20 protein-coding genes and 1 other annotated feature are annotated in these 23,897 nt (G+C 29.1%); of the genes, 15 read left to right on the plus strand and 5 right to left on the minus strand.

Going from position 1 to position 23,897, the window contains the following annotated elements; genetic code table 11:
• Positions 1 to 46 precede the first annotated feature (46 nt).
• Together J7M87_RS07650 and J7M87_RS07655 are read left to right on the plus strand one after the other, a co-directional pair.
• Positions 47 to 1,453 carry a peptidoglycan-binding domain-containing protein gene (locus tag J7M87_RS07650; RefSeq protein ID WP_291650262.1) on the plus strand — a complete coding sequence of 469 codons (1,407 nt, stop codon included), beginning with the start codon at positions 47 to 49 and terminating at the stop codon, positions 1,451 to 1,453.
• Positions 1,454 to 1,588: 135 nt separating this feature from the next.
• Entirely contained in the window at positions 1,589 to 3,364 is a 1,776-nt protein-coding gene (locus tag J7M87_RS07655) for a heme NO-binding domain-containing protein (protein ID WP_291650264.1), read from the plus strand.
• A 61-nt stretch (positions 3,365 to 3,425) separates the two neighbouring features.
• Here J7M87_RS07655 and J7M87_RS07660 read toward each other — a convergent pair whose 3' ends face one another.
• Positions 3,426 to 4,484, minus strand: coding sequence for a transporter (locus J7M87_RS07660; RefSeq protein WP_291650266.1), 1,059 nt, complete (start codon positions 4,482 to 4,484; stop codon positions 3,426 to 3,428).
• 131 nt (positions 4,485 to 4,615) lie between these two features.
• On the opposite strand from J7M87_RS07660, the gene J7M87_RS07665 reads away from it, so the two are divergent.
• From J7M87_RS07665 to J7M87_RS07680, 4 genes are all read left to right on the plus strand, one after another.
• Complete coding sequence (locus J7M87_RS07665) at positions 4,616 to 5,722, plus strand: hypothetical protein (protein WP_291650268.1); 1,107 nt, start codon at positions 4,616 to 4,618, stop codon at positions 5,720 to 5,722.
• Between the two features lie 81 nt (positions 5,723 to 5,803).
• Entirely contained in the window at positions 5,804 to 6,730 is a 927-nt protein-coding gene (locus J7M87_RS07670) for a TIGR01212 family radical SAM protein (RefSeq protein ID WP_291650342.1), read from the plus strand.
• Positions 6,731 to 6,795: 65 nt separating this feature from the next.
• Positions 6,796 to 7,527: a 2-phosphosulfolactate phosphatase family protein gene (locus tag J7M87_RS07675; protein WP_291650270.1), complete on the plus strand. Its 732-nt coding sequence runs from the start codon at positions 6,796 to 6,798 to the stop codon at positions 7,525 to 7,527.
• 693 nt (positions 7,528 to 8,220) lie between these two features.
• On the plus strand, positions 8,221 to 9,090 hold the full coding sequence (locus tag J7M87_RS07680) for a CAP domain-containing protein (protein ID WP_291650272.1): 870 nt from the start codon (positions 8,221 to 8,223) through the stop codon (positions 9,088 to 9,090).
• Between the two features lie 169 nt (positions 9,091 to 9,259).
• Here J7M87_RS07680 and J7M87_RS07685 read toward each other — a convergent pair whose 3' ends face one another.
• A complete protein-coding gene (locus J7M87_RS07685) occupies positions 9,260 to 9,559 on the minus strand; it encodes a hypothetical protein (RefSeq protein WP_291650274.1) in 300 nt (99 codons plus the stop codon).
• Between the two features lie 352 nt (positions 9,560 to 9,911).
• Positions 9,912 to 11,087: a class I SAM-dependent rRNA methyltransferase gene (locus J7M87_RS07690; RefSeq protein WP_291650275.1), complete on the minus strand. Its 1,176-nt coding sequence runs from the start codon at positions 11,085 to 11,087 to the stop codon at positions 9,912 to 9,914.
• Between the two features lie 363 nt (positions 11,088 to 11,450).
• Between J7M87_RS07690 and J7M87_RS07695 the strand changes: the two genes are divergently transcribed.
• From J7M87_RS07695 to J7M87_RS07725, 7 genes are all read left to right on the plus strand, one after another.
• On the plus strand, positions 11,451 to 13,163 hold the full coding sequence (locus J7M87_RS07695; RefSeq protein ID WP_291650277.1) for a peptide ABC transporter substrate-binding protein: 1,713 nt from the start codon (positions 11,451 to 11,453) through the stop codon (positions 13,161 to 13,163).
• Positions 13,164 to 13,244: 81 nt separating this feature from the next.
• Positions 13,245 to 14,198: an ABC transporter permease gene (locus J7M87_RS07700; protein ID WP_291650279.1), complete on the plus strand. Its 954-nt coding sequence runs from the start codon at positions 13,245 to 13,247 to the stop codon at positions 14,196 to 14,198.
• A 16-nt stretch (positions 14,199 to 14,214) separates the two neighbouring features.
• Entirely contained in the window at positions 14,215 to 15,138 is a 924-nt protein-coding gene (locus tag J7M87_RS07705) for an ABC transporter permease (protein WP_291650280.1), read from the plus strand.
• A gap of 14 nt (positions 15,139 to 15,152) precedes the next feature.
• The gene (locus J7M87_RS07710) at positions 15,153 to 16,199 is read left to right on the plus strand and encodes an ABC transporter ATP-binding protein (protein ID WP_291650282.1); all 1,047 of its coding nucleotides are present in this window, start codon (positions 15,153 to 15,155) and stop codon (positions 16,197 to 16,199) included.
• Positions 16,192 to 17,157 carry an oligopeptide/dipeptide ABC transporter ATP-binding protein gene (locus J7M87_RS07715; RefSeq protein ID WP_291650284.1) on the plus strand — a complete coding sequence of 322 codons (966 nt, stop codon included), beginning with the start codon at positions 16,192 to 16,194 and terminating at the stop codon, positions 17,155 to 17,157. Before J7M87_RS07710 ends, J7M87_RS07715 begins: the two co-directional genes overlap by 8 nt.
• A 22-nt stretch (positions 17,158 to 17,179) precedes the next feature.
• Positions 17,180 to 17,533 (plus strand): hypothetical protein, encoded by a 354-nt coding sequence (locus tag J7M87_RS07720; protein ID WP_291650285.1) that lies wholly within the window; start codon positions 17,180 to 17,182, stop codon positions 17,531 to 17,533.
• 138 nt (positions 17,534 to 17,671) lie between these two features.
• Entirely contained in the window at positions 17,672 to 17,854 is a 183-nt protein-coding gene (locus J7M87_RS07725) for a hypothetical protein (protein WP_291650287.1), read from the plus strand.
• A gap of 176 nt (positions 17,855 to 18,030) precedes the next feature.
• On the opposite strand, the gene J7M87_RS07730 is transcribed toward J7M87_RS07725, so the two are convergent.
• Positions 18,031 to 18,249, minus strand: a complete 219-nt coding sequence (locus J7M87_RS07730) for a (2Fe-2S)-binding protein (protein WP_008681498.1) — start codon at positions 18,247 to 18,249, stop codon at positions 18,031 to 18,033.
• A gap of 291 nt (positions 18,250 to 18,540) precedes the next feature.
• Positions 18,541 to 18,797: a binding site (T-box leader), on the plus strand.
• 184 nt (positions 18,798 to 18,981) lie between these two features.
• Between J7M87_RS07730 and ileS the strand changes: the two genes are divergently transcribed.
• Both ileS and J7M87_RS07740 read left to right on the plus strand, forming a co-directional pair.
• Positions 18,982 to 22,092 carry an isoleucine--tRNA ligase gene (ileS, locus tag J7M87_RS07735; RefSeq protein WP_291650291.1) on the plus strand — a complete coding sequence of 1,037 codons (3,111 nt, stop codon included), beginning with the start codon at positions 18,982 to 18,984 and terminating at the stop codon, positions 22,090 to 22,092.
• Between the two features lie 356 nt (positions 22,093 to 22,448).
• The gene (locus J7M87_RS07740; RefSeq protein ID WP_291650294.1) at positions 22,449 to 23,447 is read left to right on the plus strand and encodes a LacI family DNA-binding transcriptional regulator; all 999 of its coding nucleotides are present in this window, start codon (positions 22,449 to 22,451) and stop codon (positions 23,445 to 23,447) included.
• Positions 23,448 to 23,706: 259 nt separating this feature from the next.
• On the opposite strand, the gene J7M87_RS07745 is transcribed toward J7M87_RS07740, so the two are convergent.
• Positions 23,707 to 23,892: a hypothetical protein gene (locus tag J7M87_RS07745; RefSeq protein WP_291650296.1), complete on the minus strand. Its 186-nt coding sequence runs from the start codon at positions 23,890 to 23,892 to the stop codon at positions 23,707 to 23,709.
• Positions 23,893 to 23,897 lie beyond the last annotated feature (5 nt).

Consider the following 23,897-nt stretch of genomic DNA (forward strand, 5'->3'; position numbering starts at 1 on the left):
TTAAAGGCATATATTGATTAGGGGAAAAATATTAAAGGAGAAATATATGGCTCAAAAAGGTAGATTAAAGGTACAATGTTTTGTTAATGAAACTTATATACCTATTGAAAACTCAAGAATAGTTATAAGGCCATCAGCTAGTAGCCCAGAAATAAATGACATAGTTCTATCTACAAATTCTATGGGAGAATCTGAAATAGTGGAATTGGATGCACCACCTTTAGAATATTCACAGCAACCAACAGGACAGGTTCCTTATAGTATGTATGATATAAGGGTAGAGAGGGAAGGATTCCAAAGTATACTAATAAACAGATGTCAGGTTTTCCCAGATGAATTGGCTATACAACCATGCAATATGATTGAATCTCTAAATAGGGCATATAGAGCTGAAACTATAAATGTTCCACCTAATACATCCAATGTATCGCCAACTGCAGCAGGAGGAAGTATAGTAGAAACTATAAATATTGGACCAAATGTTTTAAATGGAAATTATCCAGAAAAAATTCCTGAAGAAGAGGAGAAACCATTGCCACCTCCAACAAGTGGAGTTGTTTTGCAAAAACCAGTAGTGCCTGAATTTATAGTTGTTCATGCTGGAGGGCCAAACAATACATCAGCACCTAACTATAGGGTTCCTTATAAAGATTATATAAAAAACGTTGCATCATGCGAGATATACTCAACTTGGTCGGAAAATACAATACGTTCAAATATTTATGCTATAGTTTCATTTACTTTAAATAGAATATATACAGAGTGGTATAGAGGTAAGGGAAAGAATTTTGATATAACAAATTCAACAGCATATGATCATGCATTTACTTATGGAAGAAATATATTTGAAAGTATTAGTGAAGTAGTAGATGATATATTTGCAACTTATGTAAGAAGAATGGGAAGAAAGCAACCTTTATTAACGCAATATTGTGATGGTAAAAATGTATCTTGTCCAGGTTGGATGACACAGTGGGGAAGTAAGTATTTAGGAGATCAAGGTAAGACTCCATATGAAATACTAACAAACTTTTATGGAAGTGATATTGAATTAGTTACTGCAGATCAAGTGAAGGGCATACCAAAGTCATATCCTGGATATGATTTAATAATAGGATCATCAGGACAAGAGGTTAGGACTATACAAGAATTTTTAAATAGAATATCTCAGAATTACCCTCTAATTCCGAAGGTAGCTCAAGATGGTATATATGGAGCTAATACGGCAGAGGCAGTTAGGGTTTTTCAAGGAGTTTTCAATTTACCTAAAACAGGTGTAGTTGATTATGCAACTTGGTATAAAATATCAGATGTCTATGTAGGGGTAACAAGAATAGCAGAATTAAGGGGAAGTGCAAGGTCGGTTCAAAGAATATTTGTTCCGCCAAGATCTTTCGATAACTACTATGATCCTACAATCCCTAAATTTGATTATATGGATGATATGGTGTAATAATGTGATGAATTGGAATATTTCCAATTCATCTATTTTTTTTATAAAAATAGTTATATAATGAACTTAAATATATAAAGTTTTTAAAGTTATACAGAACATTAGGCATAAATACTTAAATTAAGGGGGACAGTTATGAAAGGTACAGTTGTTTCTACGTGGTTAAGAACATGTAGGGATTTATATGGAAATGAAGTTATAAATAAAAGTTTAAAATCAGTAAATTGGTCAGAGAACATAGTATTTACACCTTTAGAAGATGTAAATGACATACAAATATTTAACTTAATACAAACAATAGCAGATAATGTAGGTACTTCAGTAAATGAGCTATGGCAAGTCATTGGAGAAAATAATTTACAGAAGTTCTCAGAAGATTATCCTGTATTCTTTAAAAGAGTAAACTTATATAAGTTTTTAGATTCACTTAACTTTATACATTCAATAATAATGAAAAAGATAAGGGGGGCTAAGCCACCTAAGATGCATTTAGAACCAATATCAAGTAATAGCATATATTTTACATATAGATCAGATAGAGAGCTATTTGATTATTTTTTAGGGTTGTTAAATGGAAGTGCTAAACATTTTGGTGAAAATATAGAAGTTAAAGAAGTAGAAAGAAAAAAGGGAGAGTTAAAAGTACATATTAAATTTGAAAATACTATCCAACATAGTAAGAGATACATATTTAGCAATAGCTTATCAAGTATAGGATTAAAGAGTTTAGAGTTAAAGATTGCTGTTCCTATATTTTTAATTATTACTTGCATCAGTATCTTACTTGTAGGATTACCAAAGGGATTAATTATTGGGATTACTTCTGGAATTATATCGGTATTTGTATCTTATATAACAATAAAGCCTTTAAATGACATAATAGAAAATATAGAAAACAATAAATTTGAAGTTATAGAAAAAAGTATAACTACAAATGATAAGCTTGAAAAAATATATAAGGGAATATCAAAATTAAAAGAGAATATTGGTAAAGATTCAACATCAGCTAATCTTGCGGTTAATGAACTAGCTACATTTACTCAAGCAATGTATGACACAACAGAAAAAATGAGAAAGACTACAGAGGAAATAGCTAGCTATTCAGAGCAAGTTTCAGAATTGGCAACACAACAAGAGTTAAGTACTGAAACCCTTGTAAAGCAAACAAATGAAAACATTTTAGCTTTAAAGGATTTAGTAAATTCTGAAGATAAAAATAAAAATGAATTAGATAAATCTGTTGAAAAGATTAATCAAAGTCATATAAATGTAGACAAGTCTAGTGAGGCTATAAAAGAATCATTAAAATCATTTATGGATGTAAAGGAAAAGGGTAAAAATCTTCAAAGAAAGGCAGAAGATATTACTCAAATAGTATCTTTAGTATCAGGGATTTCATCTCAAACTAATCTTTTAGCTCTAAATGCTTCAATAGAGGCTGCAAGGGCAGGAGAACAGGGTAGGGGATTTGCTGTTGTAGCTGAAGAAGTAAGAAAGCTTGCAGAACAATCACAACAAGCTGTTAAGGATATAAACAGCAATTTATCATTCTTTGCAGAAGAAATTAATTCATTAGTTACAAGTATAGAAAATCAATATAATATATTAGAGCTAGAAACTGGTAATTTAGAAAATGTAAGAAAGATAAGTTTAGAGGCCAATGAATTGATTAAGGTTGTATCAAATGAAACTAATAAATCAATAATTCAATTAAATAATGAAGTTAAGTCAGTTGAAGAAATGTTTGAAACAATTGATTCATTAGCTTCAATTGCAGCTGAAAATGCAGCATCATCTCAACAAGTTAATCAAGATATAGAGGAGTTTACTAGAAATATTCAAGATATGATAGATACTCTTCAAAAGGTTAAAGATGTTGGAGATAACTTTTCAAGTAATATAGATATATAATTGAAAAAAATTATACCCCCAGGGCCCAATTTTGGGAATCTGGGGTGTTTTCTTTTATGAATTAATTTAGTTCTTTTTTATGTTTAAAATAAAAATAAATTGTTTGTGCTATGAACACTAAGCTAAGCATACCAAAAAGAGGATATAATAATCCAATCAATTTTGAAAATCCTATTCTTGATATAGGAAGAGCAATAATAAGGACTATGAATATTGCCTTTTTAAATTCTATATTAAAGTTATTATCTAATGTTTTACTTATAGAGTAAACATCAGAAACTTCAGTAGAAAACATTTCTAGCCAAATTACCACTAATAATAATGCTTGAACTACATTCCCAAAGCGTTGTGCAACAAATAATAAAGGTATTTCATATTGATGTATATATGGTTGGTTTATCATTAATAAGAAATTTATAGCAAAGCTTAAACCAGCTAAACCTATTGCACCAAGTGCAATTCCATAAAACATAGTTTTAGGTTTTTTTATTTGATTGCTAAGAGGTACAAGTACACCAAGACAACAAAGAGTATTATATCCAGCATATAGTATTGTAGATAATGTAACACCTGTTTTTCTTGGCTCAAATTTAGTTAAAAACTCTAATGAAATCATATCTTTACAAAACATAAAATATAGTATGGTTATTGTTGTTATTGTAATCACAAGAGTCGGAACTATAAATGAGTTAACTTCAATTAAACCATCAGTATCTCTTAAAAGAAAGAAAATTGCTAAAGCTACCATTATTAATGAACCAATTATCTTAGGAATACCAAAGAATTGATTTATTAATGCGCCACTACCTGCTAATATTATTGATGCACTAGAAATCAAGTATAGTGTAGTAATTACACCAGTAATTTTACCAAGTATACTTGGACTTACTACCTTAATTACATCACCATAAGAGTTTAGTTTATATTTAATGCTAATCTTAGAAACTATAGAACCCATAATCATATAAAATATACCACAGGCTATGATTCCTATAAAACTTGATACTCCATATGATGTAAAAAATTCCTTGATTTCTTGTCCAGAAGCTAATCCGGCTCCAACAATTGTTCCAATAAAAACAACTGCTATTTGAAAAATTTTAGAAAATTCACGTTTCATTTTTAATCCCCCTATTTACTATCTATTAACAAATATATATTTATAAAAGTATTTTTATTCTTCAAAAATGAATAAGGTATATTTTCTTTGGGAAAATAACCTTGAGGACTATATATAAGGAGGTAATAAAAATGAAAAAGAGGAATTTGTTCAAATGTTGTTTATTAGTAATTATGAGTTTTTATTTATTATCCGCATGTACAAAAAAAGAAAATAATGAAAAAGCTAATATAGATTTATTTAATCCAAAGGAAGCAGTAAAAGTTGCTGAGAGTTATTTAAACTATGTTAAGGATAATAATATAGAAGAAGCAAATAAGCTATGCACAGAGCAAGTAATAAGTAAAAATAAGGAGATATCTACTGGAACATCAAGAATAATAGCTTATGCTCCTGATAACATGATAGAATCTTCAGGATCAGCTTATGTGATATATAATGTAATCAGAAATTCAGAATCAGAGCCAAAGTGTGATTTAGATAATTATGCAATAAAGGTATTGAAAATTGATGATGAATATAAAATTGATGAAGTTAAATCGATGAATAAAAAACAGGTTTTTGTTAGAAATAAATCATTAAGAATGATTGGAGAAGATGGAGGGAAAAGCGATCTAATATTAACATTAAGTAATTTACCTAAAGATGTTTATGTAAGTGAAAATAAAATAATGTTATATAAGGAAAAAGCTCCATCTGAGGCTTTTGGACCAGTATCATTAGGATATAAAGGACAAAAAGTAGCAATTTCAACAATAGGAAATAATAAGGCTTTTTTATCAATCGCATATATAGAAGAAAGTAAAGCGGCCCAAGGGCAAGGTGGTGGCGAAAGTGCAACAGCAGGTGCAAATCAGAATTCTAATATTGGTAGTGATTTAGAAGAGCTAGTAGATAAGCCAATAGCTAAAAAAGTTATACCTTTAGATATATTAGATAATGTTAAAATTGAAAATTTGGTATTTTCAAAGGAAGAAGGATATTTAATTGTAGAATATTTAAATTCTAGTGGATTAAATAGAGTAAATGTGTATAAGACTGCTGATGGAGAACTTGTTAGGTTAAAATTTAATGAAATGTTTCCAGAAGATAAATATAATATAAATTTAAAGAGTTTTGATAAAAGTGAAATTACAGTTGAGGTAAGTGGTAAGGAAGGTAGAAATGATATTAATATAGATGTTATTGGAGAATATAAAGCAAATATGGAAGAAGAGGAAGTTAAAAAAAATATTTAAAATACTTAACATATAAAAATATTGTAGTAGAATAAAAGTACAACTTAAATATAGTGGTACTTTTATTTTTTTTAGGAGGAAATAATGAAAGAATGGAATGGTAAGAGATATCATAGTTTAAACTATTATCTTAGAAATAAATTTAATGAAAAAGTATATAAGATATCTTTAGATGGAGGATTCACCTGTCCAAATAGAGATGGAAAAGTTGCAAAAGGGGGTTGCACATTTTGTAGTGCTAGAGGATCAGGGGACTTTGCTGGAAGTAGAACATTATCGATAACAAAGCAATTTGAAGATAGAAAAGATATGATGGAGAAAAAGTGGAAGGATGGAAAGCTAATTGCATATTTCCAAGCTTATACGAACACTTATGCACCGGTAGAAGAACTTAGAAGAAAATATAAAGAAGCATTAACACAAAAAAATGTAGTAGCAATATCAATAGCAACAAGACCAGATTGTATTGATGATGATGTTTTAGAATTTTTAACTGAATTAAATGAAAAAACATATTTAATTGTTGAACTTGGACTACAAACAATAAATGATGAAACAGCTAGAAATTTTAATAGAGGATATGATTTTGAAGTGTTTGATAATACATTAAAAAGATTATTAGAAAGAAACATTGAAGTAGTTGTACATACTATTTTTGGATTGCCAGGTGAAACTGAAGAGGATATGTTAAAGACAGTTGATTATATAGCACACTCAGGAGCTAAGGGAATAAAGTTCCATTTGCTTCATCTGATGGAAGGAACAAAAATGGTCGAACAGTATGAGAGTGGTGAACTAAAGCTATTAACACAAGAACAATATATAGATTTAGTCTGCAAGGGAGTTTCTATGATACCAGAAGAAATGGTAGTACATAGATTAACAGGAGATGCACCAAGAGAATTACTAATAGGACCAATGTGGAGTTTGAAAAAGTGGGAAGTATTAAATGCCATAGATAAGGCTTTAGAAGATAATGATATATGGCAAGGAAAGAATTTTAAATAATACAATTATTAATGATTAAAAATTAATGATAATCAAATTTCAATAAAATATGGGGAGGTATTTTTATGAATATAGATGTAATTATATCTGCAGATCATATTAAAGAAGAATATCTAGAAGATAAGATAGTAGTAGTAATAGATATGTTAAGAGCTACATCAGTTATTACAACAGCATTAGCAAATGGTGCAAAGGAAGTAATTCCTATGTTAACTGTAGAGGAAGCCTTCAATAAGAAAAAAGAACTTTCAAAAAAAGGAGTAGATACATTACTAGGGGGAGAGAGAAGGGCTATAAAAATAGAAGGTTTTGACTTTACTAACTCACCATTAGAGTATACAAGAGATAAAATAGAAGGAAAAAGTATAATACTAAGTACCACTAATGGAACAAGAGCAATAAATTTAAGTTTGAAAGCAAGTAAAATACTAATAGGTGCCATGATAAATGCTAATGCTGTCACAGATATATTAAATGAAAATTCTAACGATATAGTATTTATAAATTCAGGTACAAATGGACAATTCTCTATGGATGATTTCATATGCTCAGGATATATGATTAATTTATTATGTAAAAAAGATGTTCATAATTTATCTGATATAGCTAAAACAGCTAAATATATATATGAAAATAATCAAAATATAGTAAGTTTTATAAAAGAAGCAAGACATTATAATGTATTAAAAGATTTAAATTTACAGGATGATCTTGATTATTGTTGTAGGAAAGATATATTGGATATAGTTCCAGTGGTAAATAAAAATACAGGAGTGATATCTTTAATAAATAAATGATAATAAATTTCAATTAATTGCAATTTTTCTATTGACAATGGTAAAAAAAGAATATATTATAATATTAGATTGATAATCAATATCAATTAAAGAGGGAAAAAATATTATTAGAAGCTCCACACTTTTAATAATATAAAGCATATACAAACAAATTAAACTCCTATAATTATAGAATTTATTTCAATAAAAGATGACTAATGGCAACGCTTAGTCATCTTTTATTTTGTTTGAAAATAAATTTAATTTTTTAGAGATAATTTAAAAATACATGGTTAAAAGAAAGATGAGTTTAAAATTAGATAGGAATTGTTTTATATAATATAAGAGGAGATATTGCCCAAAATAATTAAAATAGACTAAAAAATTTTGGGAATTTTGTTGTGGGAAATATATGAAGATATTAATGAAAAAATACGGATTATTAGTTTTTTATATATAAAATAGATGTGCTTAAACTCAGAAGTGACGCGAACTAAGAAAGACTAAGCATTTAATAAATATATATGTAAATTTTATAAATTTTATAAATTTTATATGAGGTTTTTTTATGGTAAAAAAATCAATATTATTAATATAGTTACTAGTCATAGAATAATATTCAATAATTAGAAATCAACTCATATTTAGACCCCCTAAACATTATGTTAGTATAATGACACAGATGAACAAACAAATCTGAAGGGGGAATTACAAATGATTAAATCAAAATTAATGATGTTATTAGTATCAACAGGATTAACAATAGTTTTAGGGGTAGGAAGCTTTTTAATGCCTTCAAAAACTGAAGCACCTAATAGTGATGCTACAAAGATTCAATCTAACAGTGAAACTTCATCTGAAAATAAGGAAACAAAAACTAATGAATCTAATAATGTAGTAGATACAAGTAAAAATACAGTAGCTTCAGCAGACAAGGTTTCAACTGAATCTAATACTAATGCAAATAATGAATCTTCAAATAATAAGCAAACTGAAAATAGTAAGACTGAAACAGTTGTACAAGCCAATCAACAAACAGAAAATAAAGATTCAAATGAAGATTATTATACTCATGGACAATACACACCGGAACAAAAGCCAGTAGTTACTCCATCACAAGGTTCTAACTCTAATTCAGGGCAAGAATCAAATCAAAAACCAAATATTTCAGATAGCAGTAGCTATATATCAGAGATTGAACAAGCTATATTCCAAAGAGTAAATCAAGAAAGAGCAGCAGCTGGACTTCCTGCATTAAGTTATAATGGAACTATGGAGCATTATGCTAGAATTAAATCTAAGGATATGGGCGATAGAGGATACTTTGATCATAAAGACCCACAAGGAAAGTTAATTACTGAGCAAATGAAGGCAGATGGTGTATCATATAGTGCTTGGGGAGAAAACATTGCATATATACAAGGTGTAAGCGGTAATGCGACTTTAGCAACACAATTTATGGATAACTGGATGAACTCACCAGGACATAGAGCAAATATACTATCATCAAATTTCAGTAGCATAGGTATTGGTGTTTATAAAATAGGAAATACATATTATGCAACACAAGAGTTCTATAGATAATAAGATATAAAATTTATAAACAGTCTAATCAAGTAAGATTATTCAGTTTAGATTATATATAATTTATTAAAAGCTATTATATTGCAATTGTATATGCAGTATAATAGCTTTTTGTTTAATATAATAAATCTATTTATAAATATCCTTAATTATAAATAAAATTTGGAAGTTATGTGTCACATTTTACTATATCTATATAAATATAAAATAAGTTATCTTTTGATAATTGATTAAATAATAGTAGTAGATTTGATGTCCGTACTTTTATATTTATTCTATTTTTTTTAGACATAGATAAAGACTCACAAAAGGGATATTTTTCTATGATTTTAAGTGCCTCATCCTTATTTTTAAAATCCAAAGATACATTATTAAATTCATATATAGATTGAGTAGGAATTATATTATTTTTTAATGTTTCAGAGCCTTCAAAGTTTTTATTTGTATTTTTAATATTTAACATATCCATAAAGACCTTCTTTCAAAATTTAAAGTTTATATAAAATGAATAATAAAATTCCTATATTAGTATCAATTCGAAGTTAATATATAAATAAAAGTATTCAATATTAATAAAATAATACTAATATATAAATATTTATCTAAATTAGATTATATATTATTTTCCATAAAAGTCAAAACTCACCTATAAATTATATATTAATATTATGATAGTATCAATTATTTGAGTTATTATTAGAATAAAAATATTACAATATATTTTGTTAATAAGCTAATATAGCAAAAAAAGAACTTGGTATCATCAAGTTCTTTTCTACTATACTGTTATCAGTTATAAATATTTATTAGTTTTTAGCATGTTAGACTACTTGAAAAATAAAAAATTTTAAGTAATAGGACTCATCTGAATTCCATAGAATTGGATGATCAGCACTTTGAGTTCTTATTTCTACTTGTCTTAATGTTCTTCTAGCATCATGAGCAGCTTCTTGAACAGTCTTTTTTAATTGTTCTTCGCTCATATAATGAGAACAAGAGCAAGTAGCAAAATATCCACCTGGTTTAACCATTTTTAATCCTCTAAGATTTATTTCCTTGTAGCCTCTAATAGCTGAGTTAATAGTATTTCTTGACTTTGTAAATGCTGGTGGATCAAGTATAACAACATCAAATTGTTTACCTTCTCTTGACCATTCACCAAGAACATTAAAAGCATTATGACATTCAAACTTAACTGTATCTTGTAAATTGTTAATCTCAGCATTTTTTCTTGCACAGTCAATAGCATGTTGTGATACATCTATTCCAAGAACTGATTTTGCACCAGCAATACCAGCATTTAAAGCAAATGAGCCTGTATGAGTGAAACAGTCTAATACATCTTTGTCTTTACATATTCTATGCATAGCAGCTCTGTTTTCCTTTTGGTCTAAGAAGAATCCAGTTTTTTGACCATTTTCTAAATCAACTATGTATTTAACGCCATTTTCTATTATTTCAATATTTGTATCAAATGGCTCTGTTAAGAAGCCTTTTATTTGTTCAAGGCCTTCAATTTCTCTTGTTTTAATATCACTTCTTTCATAAACACCTTTAGCACCATATTCTTCAACTAGAACTTTTACTATTAAGTCTCTATATTTATCCATTCCTAAAGTAGAAATTTGAATTACATAATAATCTTCAAATTTATCAACTGTAAGTCCAGGCAAGAAGTCAGCTTCTCCAAATATAAACCTGCAAGAAGATGTATCTATAACTGTTTTTCTATATTCAAAGGCATTAGCAAACCTCTTTTTGAAGAAATTATAATTTATTTCTTCATTAATATCTGTTGTCATGATTCTGATAGTAATTTTACTTCTATCATTTATATAACCTTTACCAATAAAAAAACCTTTATGATTATATACTTCAACTATATCTCCATTTTCATAATCGCCATCATACTCATTTATTTCATCAATATATATCCAAGGTCTTCCTTGCTCAGCTCTTTTATTTTTACCTTTATGTAAATAAAATTTACTTCCCATATTGTAGCTCCTTCCTAAATTAATCTTATAAGATTATATCATAACTATAAGAAAATAAATATTAAAGTTGAATAATATAAGTTAATAATAAAATTGTATATTTATAATATATAATATGTAAATTTGAAAAATAAAATGAGTAAAAATAAATAATTTATCAAAAAATAATGTGCAAATAGATTGACTTTAATAAAATAGGTGCTATAATATTACCAATAAAGTAAATGTAATAAAATGTAATTAAATATATTTATAACCAATTATTAGTTTAAGCAGAATAAGGTTTATATCTATTTTGAAAGAGTGGATAGTAAATACATTAATGTGCATTTTTATTACACTAATAATAAAAGGGGGCAAATTATGAAAAAGAGAGTTATTTTTTTACTAGCAATAGGCTTAAGTTGCATGATGATACTTGGAGGTTGTGGAAAAAAGGGGCCTGAACAATCAAAAAATGGGGAATCTGGTAGTGCACAGATGGATAGTGATCAAGTGTTAAACACTATTTATTTTGAAGTTGCTACTTTAGATGCAAATGATACTACAGATAATCAAAGTTCATCTATTCTTAATGCAGTACAAGAAGGTTTAGTAAGAATTGAAAATAGCGGAAAGGGAGACGAGATAGTACCAGCTGGGGCGGAAAAATGGGAAACTTCAGAAGATGGTTTAACATGGACCTTTTATTTAAGAAAAATGAATTGGTCAGATGGAGAACCTGTAGTAGCAAAGCACTATGTTGATTCTTTCCAAAGGATATTAAATCCAGACAATGGATTTGCCTATTCATTCTTAGCTTATGATATTGAGGGAGCAGAAGAATATAATACAGGTAAAGGAACAATTGATGCTGTAGGAGTAAAAGCAGTTGATGATTATACTTTAGAATTTAAGTTAAAGCATCCAGTACCTTACTTTGCATCAAAGGTATCGTATACTACATTCCATCCAATTAGATTAGACATTATAGAAAAATTAGGGGACAAGTATGCTAGTGAAATTAAAGACACTGTATATAATGGACCATTTAAGATAGAAAGTTGGGATAATGGAAACTCAATGGTATTAGTAAAAAATGATACTTATTGGGATGCGGATAATGTATATCTTCAAAAGATTAACATGACAAAGATTCAAGAATTTGCAACTCAAGCTCAATTATTTGAAGCTCAGGAGTTAGATATATCAGGATCTCAAACAGATTATATAGAAAAATGGACTCAAAAAGCTGATGCAGGAGAGTTCCAAAAGCTTACAGGAGAGGATCCGGGATCATTCTATTTATATTTTAATCAAAAGAGTGAATCAGCTAATGGAATATTAAAGAATGCTAAAGTAAGAAAAGCTATTGGTTTATCAATAGATAGAGATGTCTATACAAAAGATTTAGTTGGTAGATTCCAATCAGCTTATGGAATAGTTCCAACAGCTATAAATGTTGGAGATGAAAAGTATAGAGATAAAGTAAAAGGGCCTTTAGAAAGCGATGCAAAGACTTATGTAAATAATAAGGAAAAGCTTCAAGAACTATTTAAAGAAGGATTAAAAGAATTAGGGCTTCAAACAGATGATTTAAGTCAATATGAATTAACTTATTTATCTCAAGGAAGTTCAGAATTACAAAAACAAAGAGCTGAATGGGTAGCTCAACAAATAAATGGAAATTTAGGTATAAAAATAAATGTTGAGACTCAAGGAGATTGGGGAGTTTATTTAAGTATAATGGATAAGCTTGAGTATGACTTTACAATGTCTGGATGGTCAGCAGATTATAATGATCCAATGAGCTTTTTAGATATATGGGTATCAAATGGTGGAAATAACCATACTGGTTATGCTGATACTGAGTATGATGAATTATTAAAATCAGTATACAAAGAAACAGAGCAAGATAAGGTTACAGAAATCTATAAAAATCTAGAAAATAAGCTAGTTAATGAAGATGCTGTTATTTCACCAGTTTACTATACTGATAAGTACACATTCTATCAAAACTATGTTAAGGATATCCAATTTACTTCATTTGGGTCAGTTTATGAATTCAAACATGCATATATAGAAGGAAAAAATTAATTAAAGTTATTATATAGAATTAGTATAATGCACATCAACTATTGTTGATGTGCATTAATTCAATCTGAAGGGGAGAGTAATATGGCAAAGTATGTTATAAGAAGATTTATCGAAATGGTTATTACACTTTATTTAATTGGAACAGCTACATTTTTTCTTTTAGCTGCAATTCCAGGAACAGCTATAGATAAGAAGATTCAAAAGCTGCCAGAGCAAACAAAGCAAATAGTTATAGCTAAATATGGCTATGATAAGCCGGTAGTGGAGAGATATTTTATTACATTAAAAAATTACATTATAAAGGGCGAATTTGGTGAGTCTTTAGTGCATGCGGGAGATACACTTTCAAGTATAGTTAAAAATAAGATGCCAGTTTCAGCAAGACTTGGAATACAACAAATAGCAGTTGGAGTAACATTAGGAATTATTTTAGGAATAGTTGCTGCAATGAATAGAGGAAAGATTATTGATTATGCAATTTTGATAGGGGTAATGTTACTTGCTTCGGTGCCGTCACTAGTATTATCGCTGCTATTACAAAAATATTTAGCAAAGGGGCCATTATTAAATTTACCTATAATAGGATGGCCGAAAGGGGCAGATATTTGGCTTGGTGGATGGGAGTATACTATTTTACCAACGTTAGCTGGAGCGGGAACATATTTAGCTTATTATGCAAGATTAATGAAAACAAGTATGTTAGATAGCATTAATCAAGATTATACACTTACAGCTAGGGCAAAAGGATTATCAGAAGTAGCTATAGTTAGAAAACATGTTCTTAGAAATTCATTTATTCCAATAATTACAGTATTACCAGTTGCAATATCAGGAGTAATCTCTGGATCTTTCTTCATAGAAAGGGTCTTTGCCATTCCGGGGGCTGGTCAATACTTCATTCAGGCCTCTAATGATAGAGATATTCCAATTTTAATGGGATTAACATTACTATATGCATTAATTTATCTTATAGCAATATTTATAACTGACATACTTTATACAGTTGTAGATCCACGTATAAGATTAGTTAAGTAGATAGGAGTGTGACTTTATGAATAAATTAGAAGTAAAAGATAAAAGATTTGAACTTGTAGATTCATCTACTTTAGATAGTGATTTAGTTGTAAGACCTAATATCAGTTATTGGCAAGATGCTTGGAGAAGGCTTAAAAAGAATCCAGTTGCTATGGGGGCCTTATTTGTATTAGTTGCTCTTGTGCTAATGGCAATTTTTGCTCCAATAATAAGAAATATGGATTATCAAACTGTTGTAACAGAAAAGAAGAATTTATCTCCTAGTGGTGAGTTCTGGTGGGGAACAGACGCTATGGGAAGAGACCTGTTTACAAGAGTGTGGATAGGAACAAGAATATCAATAAGTGTAGCGTTGATGGCTACTGCAATAGATATAGTTGTTGGATGTTTATATGGTGGTATAGCTGCATATTTAGGTGGAATAGTAGACGAAATAATGATGAGAATAGTTGAGGTGTTAAATAGCATTCCATACCTAATAATTACACTATTGATCTTAGTTGTTTTAGGAAATGGATATTTTCAGTTAATGTTAGCTTTATGTCTAACGGCTTGGACTAGCACAGCAAGAATGATAAGAGGGCAAATTCTTCAATTAAGAGAAAGTGAATATGTTTTAGCAGCGGAGGCTTTAGGTGCATCTCCAATGAGAATAATTTTAAAGCACTTATTACCAAACACAATTGGATTAATAATATTAGATGTTGCATCAACAATTCCAAGTGTAATAGTTTCTGAAACAATACTTTCATTCTTAGGACTAGGATTGGATATTCCGGCATTTAGCCTGGGTTCACTATTATCAGCTGGACAACAAGCAATGGCATTTTATCCTTATCAATTATTATTCCCTACTATAATTTTATGTTTATTAATATTATCATTTAACGTTTTAGGTGATGGTTTAAGGGATGCCCTAGATCCAAAATTAAGACAATAGGAGGTATATAAGGTATGGAGAAGTTAGTAAATAAAAATGAATCAATTCTAGGTGTTAAGAATCTAAGAGTATCTTATCATACTTATGCAGGAGAGGTACAATCTGTTAGAGGGGTGTCCTTTGAGGTTGATAGAGGCGAGGTATTAGCTATAGTAGGAGAATCAGGATGCGGAAAAAGTGTTACAGCTAGATCTATTATGGCATTAATACAAGCACCACAGGGGGAAATTAAAGAGGATAGTAAGATATTTTATAATGGAGAAGATATATTAACTTATGATAAAAAGAAAATTAGAGAATTTAGAGGTGGAGAATGTGCAATGATATTTCAAGATGCATTAACATCTCTTAATCAAACAATGAAGGTAGGTAAGCAAATAATAGAGAATCTAGTAGCTCATAGAAATATGGATAAGAAGTCAGCACGAGAAGAAGCAATAAAGATACTTGAATCTGTAGGAATACCAAATGCTGAAAAAAGGGTTGATCAGTATCCCCATGAATTTTCAGGTGGAATGAGACAGAGAGTTATGATTGCAATAGCAGTTGCTTGTAATCCTAAAATTTTAATAGCAGACGAGCCCACAACAGCTCTTGATGTTACAATTCAAGCGCAAATACTTGAACTTATTAATGAATTAAAAGACAAGCTTAATACAGCAGTAATATTGATTACTCATGATTTTGGAGTAGTTGCAGGAATGGCAGATAAAATTGCTGTAATGTATGCTGGACAAATTATAGAGCAAGGGGAAAAAAGAGAGATATTCTATGAGCCTAAACATCCATACACTTGGGCACTTTTAAATTCAGTTCCTAAGCTTGGATGGAAAGGAAAACAACTGCTAGATACAATAAAGGGAACCCCTCCTGACTTAATAGCACCACCAGAAGGATGTGCATTTGCAGCTCGTTGCAAATATTGTATGAATATATGTTTAGAAGAAGAGCCAAAGGAATATTCATTTGGAGATACACATAAGACTAAATGCTGGTTATATAGTGAAGAGATTCCTGAGCATATCTTAGAGAAAATTGAGGAGGAAAGAAGAAATGGCTAATGAAGGAAATATAATTTTAGAAGTTAAGAATTTGAAAAAATACTTTAAACTTGGTAATAAAGAAATTTTAAAAGCAGTAGATGACGTTTCATTTGCCATAAAAGAAGGAGAAACCTTGGGATTAGTCGGAGAATCAGGATGTGGAAAGACAACTTGTGGAAGAACTGTTATTGGAATGTATGATAAAACAGATGGAGAAGTTTTTTATAAGGGTAAATCAATAAATGGATTAAAGGGTAAAGCTAAAAAACAATTTAATAAAGAAGTTCAAGTTATATTTCAGGATCCTTATGCATCATTAAATCCAAGAATGACTGTTGCGGATATAATATCAGAAGGAATAGATATTCATGGTATAGCTAAATCAAAAGAGGATAAGGATAAAAGAATTTATGAATTACTAGAGCATGTAGGATTAAACAAAGAGCATGCAAATAGGTTTGTGCATGAATTCTCAGGTGGACAAAGGCAGAGAATAGGTATAGCTAGAGCTTTAGCTGTTGAGCCTAAATTCATTTTGTGTGACGAACCTATTTCTGCTCTAGATGTATCAATTCAAGCACAAATTGCTAACTTATTAATTAATTTACAAAAGGAATTAGGATTAACATATTTATTTATTGCCCATGATTTATCTATGGTTAAGCATATTTCAGATAGGGTAGCAGTTATGTATTTAGGTAGTATGGTTGAATTGGCTGAATCAGAAGAATTATTTAATAATGCTAAACATCCATATACAGAAGCATTAATGTCAGCAATTCCAATAGCAGATCCTGATATAGAAGAAAATAGGGAAAGAATTATGTTAGAGGGAGATGTTCCTAGTCCAATTAATACTCCAAAAGGATGTAAGTTCCAAGGTAGATGTAGCAAATGTATGGAGATATGTAAAAATGAATACCCGGAATTCAAAGAAGTAGAAAAAGGACATTTTGTAGCATGTCATTTATATTAATTAGATTTTAGGAGATAAATACATGAGAAAATTAAATGGAATAATAAATGATTTTATTAAATGTATGATTATTGGAAGTTTTATATCTTTAGCAATTATTTTGGGCGGGGGAATAATTTCATTAATAATATCGAAATTTAATTGGCAGCAGTCATTAAACATTGTAAGAAGTGCATTACTTATAATTGGACCGTTAGGAATGATTTTAGGAGCTATTTTAATACTAAGGAAAAGAGAGGAGAAGGAGCTATTATTTATTGATCAATGGAGAGAAAAGTATAGAGTATTTTCATATAAAATTGTTTTAATAATAGTTAGTTTAATTGTTATTTTATATGGAGGAACTATAGATTGGATTATAATAAATCTAATATAATAAATTGAATCATTTTATATTAATATTTGACTATAAATCCCAACCTCTAAGGAGTTTGGGATTTTATTTGTTTTGATGAATATTAAATATAAATGAAAATATAATTATAGTATAAAGCAATTATTTGGGGAGATATATATGATATTTAAGGCAATTGTTATACCAACTCCAAGAAGAGTTAGAAAATACGTGGAAAATAAAATAGACGAATTGACTTATGAAAGTATAACAAAAGATAAAGTTGAAAATAAAGATTTAGAACATATTGATATGACAAAAGATACATTTAAAAATTTTGGATTATCTATTAGAATTTTTTAAAAAGAAAGGACATATATGAATTTGATACTCAATTGTTTTACTCAGAGGAAATGTAAATTTACATATGTCTATTTTAATATTGAGATAAGGAATTTATAAAAAAACCACCTGTTTCTATAACAGGTGGTTTTAGGGGAGATATAATCTATATGCTAATATAGTTTGGGGGAACTATATTAGTTATTTTCCAGATGTTTATCAATCAAATTTTGGATTGTAGGGGTACATCTGTAGCCTCTGCATCCACCTGTGCAAGCTCCTGTTGCCTTAGAAACTTCTGCCACAGTATGGGCTCCGGCTTTGATTGCATCTTTTATTTTGGATCTTGGTATTGCCTTGCAAGTACAAACTTTAGTAATCTTATCAAGGACTTGTTCGTTTAAGTTATTTTCCATTTAGTTTTCCTCCTATATTAAGAAATCGACTAAGGAAAATAAAGGGGATAAAAAATAAATTCAATGTTTATTCTTTATGCTTTTATTATATATTTATCAATAGGGAAAGTCAATACTAATTGATAAAAATTATTAGTTAATTTTTAATCTCGAGAATAAACATTATATTTTTATTTTGTGTAAAATTTATTTAAATATTCTTAAATATAATCTTTTATATTATTTTACTTTGTAGTAGAATATAATTATTATTAACATAATGATTATATTTATATTATTTCATTATAATAGTTAAAGACAGTGATTAGGAAAAGTACTTAATTAGATACTTTAAGAGAGTGACTGGTTGGTGGAAAGTCATAGAGAAGGTTAAGGAAAATCACCTAGGAGTTTGAGGCTGAAAGGTTTAAAATTACTGATTAAGTTTTTCACGTTATCCTGCGTTAAGGGATAGAGTATGTTTGTACTCGAATTTAAAGGGTTTTTCATATTTAGTTATGGGGAACTTCTAACCTTAGGTGGTATAGCGAATAATCTTCGTCCTATTGGGCGGAGTTTTTTTTATTTAAATCTATATATATTTATTATTTTCTAGTTACCGTTAGCTAATGAATAATTACTAAGCTATAGTTAATAATGTAAAATATAGATTTAAGATTAATAATTAGTAATAGGCATAACACTAAAGCAGCTAGCTTTTATATGAAGTAATCAATGGAAGGGAGTTAAAATATGTACAAAAAGGTTGAATTACCAAAAGGTTTTGTTGGTATGGAAAAAGAAGTAGCAGACCTTTGGAAAGAGAATAATGTCATTAAAAAGAATTTTGATATGAATCAAGATGGTGAATATTTTACATTTTATGATGGACCTCCAACAGCAAATGGAAGACCACACGTAGGACACGTTTTAACAAGAGTTATGAAGGATATTATCCCAAGATATAAGGTTATGAAGGGATATAAAGTTATAAGAAAAGCTGGTTGGGATACTCATGGATTACCTGTTGAACTTGAAATTGAAAAGAAATTAGGTATTTCAGGTAAAGAGCAAATTGAAAGTTATGGAGTAGAAAAATTCGTAACTGAATGTAAAGAGTCAGTATTTACTTATGTTAACATGTGGGAAAAGATGACTAATCAAATAGGTTATTGGGTAGATATGGAAAAGCCTTATGTTACATATCATAATTCATATATAGAATCTGTTTGGTGGGCATTAAGTCAAATGTGGGAAAAAGGTCTTTTATATAAGGGACATAAGGTAATGCCGTATTGCCCAAGATGTGGAACGGGTCTTTCTTCTCATGAAGTTTCACAAGGATATAAGGATGTAAAAGATTTAACAGCTATAGCTAAGTTCAAAGTTGAAGGCGAAGAAAATAAATATATTCTAGCTTGGACAACAACTCCTTGGACTTTACCATCAAACTTAGCACTATGTATTAATAAAGCTTATGATTATGTTGAAGCTAAAGTTGCAGATGAGATATTAATAGTTGCAAAAGAACTAGCTCAAAAAGTTTTAGGAGAAGACTACGAAGTAATTAAAGAGTTCAAGGGAACTGAGTTATTAGGAACTAAGTATGAAAGATTACTTCCTTTTGGTGAAGTTGAAGGAAAAGCTTTTGAAGTTATACATGGAGACTATGTAACTTTATCAGATGGTACTGGTATAGTTCATATAGCACCAGCTTATGGTGAAGATGATAGCATAGTTGCAAAGAAGAATGGAATTGGATTTATTAACTTAGTTGATGCAAGTGGTAACTTTGTAGAAGAAGTAACTCCTTGGGCAGGAAAGTTTGTTAAGAAGTGTGACGAAAGCATTGTTAAATATTTAGAAGAAAATAATAAGCTATTTAAGGCTGAAAAGCATCTTCACTCATATCCACACTGCTGGAGATGTGACACACCACTTCTTTATTATCCAAGGGAAAGCTGGTTTGTTGCAATGACTAAGCTTAGAGATAAGCTTTTAGAAAATAATAATAAAATCAATTGGTATCCAGATAACATTAGAACAGGTAGATTTGGTAAGTTCTTAGAAAATGTTATTGATTGGGGTATATCAAGAGATAGATATTGGGGTACTCCACTTCCTATTTGGGAATGTGAATGTGGCCATAAAGAATGTATAGGAAGTATAGCAGAGTTAAAGGAAAAAGGAATTAATGTTCCAGATGATATAGAACTTCATAAGCCATATATTGATAATATTCACTTAAATTGTCCTAAGTGTAGCAAAGAAATGACAAGAACAGCTGAAGTTATTGACTGTTGGTTTGATTCAGGTTCAATGCCATTTGCACAATTACACTATCCTTTTGAAAATAAAGAGCTATTTGAAAAGAACTTCCCAGCTCAATTTATCTCAGAAGCTGTTGACCAAACTAGAGGTTGGTTCTATACATTATTAGCTATTTCAACAGCAATATTTGATACTAATCCTTTTGAAAACTGTATAGTTTTAGGACACGTGTTAGATAAAAAGGGATTAAAGATGTCAAAGTCAAAGGGAAATGTTGTAGATCCATTTGAGGTTTTAGATGCACAAGGTGCAGATGCAACAAGATGGCACTTTTACACTGCAAGTGCACCATGGCTTCCAACAAGATTCTCTATTGATGATGTAGCAGAAGCTCAAAGAAAGTTCTTAAGCACTTTCTGGAATGTATATTCATTCTATGTGTTATATGCAGATTTAGATAAGTTCAATCCATTAGAATATAAAGATTTCAAATCAGAAAATGTAATGGATAAATGGATAATGTCAAAACTTAACACATTAATTAAAGATGTAGATAACAATTTAAATTCATATCAAATAACTCAAGCTGCATTAATCATTGAAGAGTTTACGGATGAGTTATCAAACTGGTATGTAAGAAGAAATAGAGCAAGATATTGGTCAGAAGAATTAACAGATGATAAGATTGGTGCTTATGTAACTTTATATAGAGTACTAACTACTTTAGTTAAAGTAGCTGCTCCGTTTGTGCCATTTATAACAGAAGAAATTTATCAAAATTTAGTTGCTGGATTAGATAAATCTGCTGAAGAAAGTGTTCACTTATGTTCATGGCCAGTTGTAGATGAAACTGCTATTGATGAAAAGTTAGAGATGGAAATGGATTTAGCTTATACAATAGTTAAACTTGGAAGAAGTGCTAGAAATGGTGCTAATATAAAAAATAGACAGCCGCTTTCAAAGATGTTATTATCAACAGATGCAATACCAGAATATTATGGTGATATCATAAAAGATGAGCTTAATATAAAGACAGTAGAGTTTGGTGCTGACTTATCACAATATGTTAATTTTGAAATTAAGCCTAACTTACCTGTATTAGGTAGAGCCTATGGTAAGTTAATTCCAGGAATAAGAAAAGAAATAGCTTCAAGAAATCAAATGGAATTAGCACAAAAACTTCAAAATGGTGGTACTGAAACTATAGTAGTAGATGGAACAGAAATAGCTTTAAATAGTGAAAGTGTTTTAGTAACAATGCAAGGATTAGAAGGTTATGCTTTTGCTGGTGAAGGTGAAATAGGTGTTGTTTTAGATACAACTATTACAGAAGAATTAAAAGAAGAAGGACATCTAAGAGAAATAATATCAAAGATACAGAACATGAGAAAAGAAAAAGGCTTTGAAGTAGCAGATAAGATTAAATTATTTGTTTCTGATAATGATATGCTAATAGCTGTTGTTAACAAATATTCTGATGCAATAAAGAGAGAAACACTAACTCAAGAAATTGTTGTTAATGAAAAAGTAGATTATACTGAAACTGTTATAAATGGCGAAAAGTTAAATATGACAGTTAAAGTAGTGAACTAAATTAAAAAAGATTTAATAAAGTTAGAAGTTTTTCATTAAACTTCTAACTTTTTAACTCTAGTTTATATTTTCAATTACTATATAATTAAGTAGAGTATTTGGTTAAGTAATTAAAATAATTATTTAAGTAAAAGAAAATTTGAAGTAATATATATTATTTGATTTTTGCACAAGTTAAAAGATTCTAATTTTATTATTTGACAATATTTTTTGGGTTAATATTACATTTTTATTGTGAATATATAGTGAATTATTATAAAGAGAAACCTTGAATATTGTATTAATTATTTGCAAATAGTATAATATATAGTTAGAATAGGATAAAAGATTAAAAAGAAAAATGGAGTGATGTTGGTATGGCTACTTCTATAAAAGATGTTGCTAGAGAAGCGGGCGTTTCAATTGCTACTGTTTCCAGAGTTTTGAATGATATAGATGTTGTAAATGAAGATACAAAGAAGAAAGTTTTAGACGCTATAAAAAAACTTGGATATAGGCCTAATATAGTAGCAAGAAGCTTAAAGACGCAAAAGACAAAAACAGTCGGTATTTTAGTTCCGGATATTTCAAGCGGTTTTTATCCTGAAATAGTTAGAGGAGCAGAGGATGTTGCTAATATATATGATTATAATGTTATATTATGTAACTCTGATTTCGATGATGAAAAGGAAAAGGAATATTTAAGAGTACTTAAAGAGAAAATGGTTGATGGAGTTATATATATGAGTTCATCATTACAAGAAGAAACTTTAAATATCATAAATGAATTAGATTTGACTACAGTATTAGTTGAATCTAAAGATAAAGAGGAAAGTTTACCAAGTGTAATAATAGATAATGTAAAGGCTTTAGAGGAAGCTACAAATTATTTATTAAATAAAGGATTAAATAACATAGCATATGTAGGTGCTAAAAAAGATAGTATGAATGCCTGGGGAGATAGATACATAGGATATGAAAAGGCCCTAAAGGAAAAGAATCTTAATGTAGATGAGGATTTAGTTTATACTAAAGGATTAAAAGTTAAGACTGGATATGAGGCAATTGAACATTTTGAAAATAGTAAGAAGAATTATGAAGCAGTAGTATGTGCTTCTGATGAAATTGCTATGGGAGTAATAAATGCATTGAGAGAACGTGGTAAAAAGGTCCCAGAAGATGTAAGTGTTATAGGGTTTAATGATAATGCAGTTTCTTCAGTTTTCTATCCTAAGATAACAACAATAAAGCAACCAAGTTATGATATGGGATCAGTAGCGATGAGAATGCTTATAAAGATGTTAAATAAAAAGGAATTAGAAGAATCACAATATGTTCTTGACTATCAACTTATAGAAAGAGAAAGCTGTAAGTAAGGTTTTGAGTAGGGATATTGAATATATTTCAATATTCTTACTTTTTTTATTCTTTATGTATTGCCACAAAATAGAAATTATGATATGATTATATTAATATATTATTAAACGTTTTCAAGTTTCGACTATGTGTATGAGAAAGCATGATAGTGTATGGTCTGATTAGAAGTGGGTTATCTAATCAATAAGAAAATGTGAGTTATGGGTTACAAAAAAAACAACTTCAGAAATGAAGTTGTTTTTTTGCTCTATTATAAATTTAAAGAATTCCTTCAGTTTTTAATATATTTTCTAATTCCTGAACTTTTTCTGTTAATGTAACAAATTTTTCTTTTAATACATTTCTAGGAAGATCAGTGTTATCTAGTACACTTACTATATCTTCTACTGTTTTTAAGGCGTCATCAATGTCCTTTTGAGCTATTTTTAAATTAGATTCCTTCATAATTC

The organism is Clostridium sp. (assembly GCF_017888565.1).
Taxonomy (GTDB): Bacteria; Bacillota; Clostridia; order Clostridiales; family Clostridiaceae; genus Clostridium.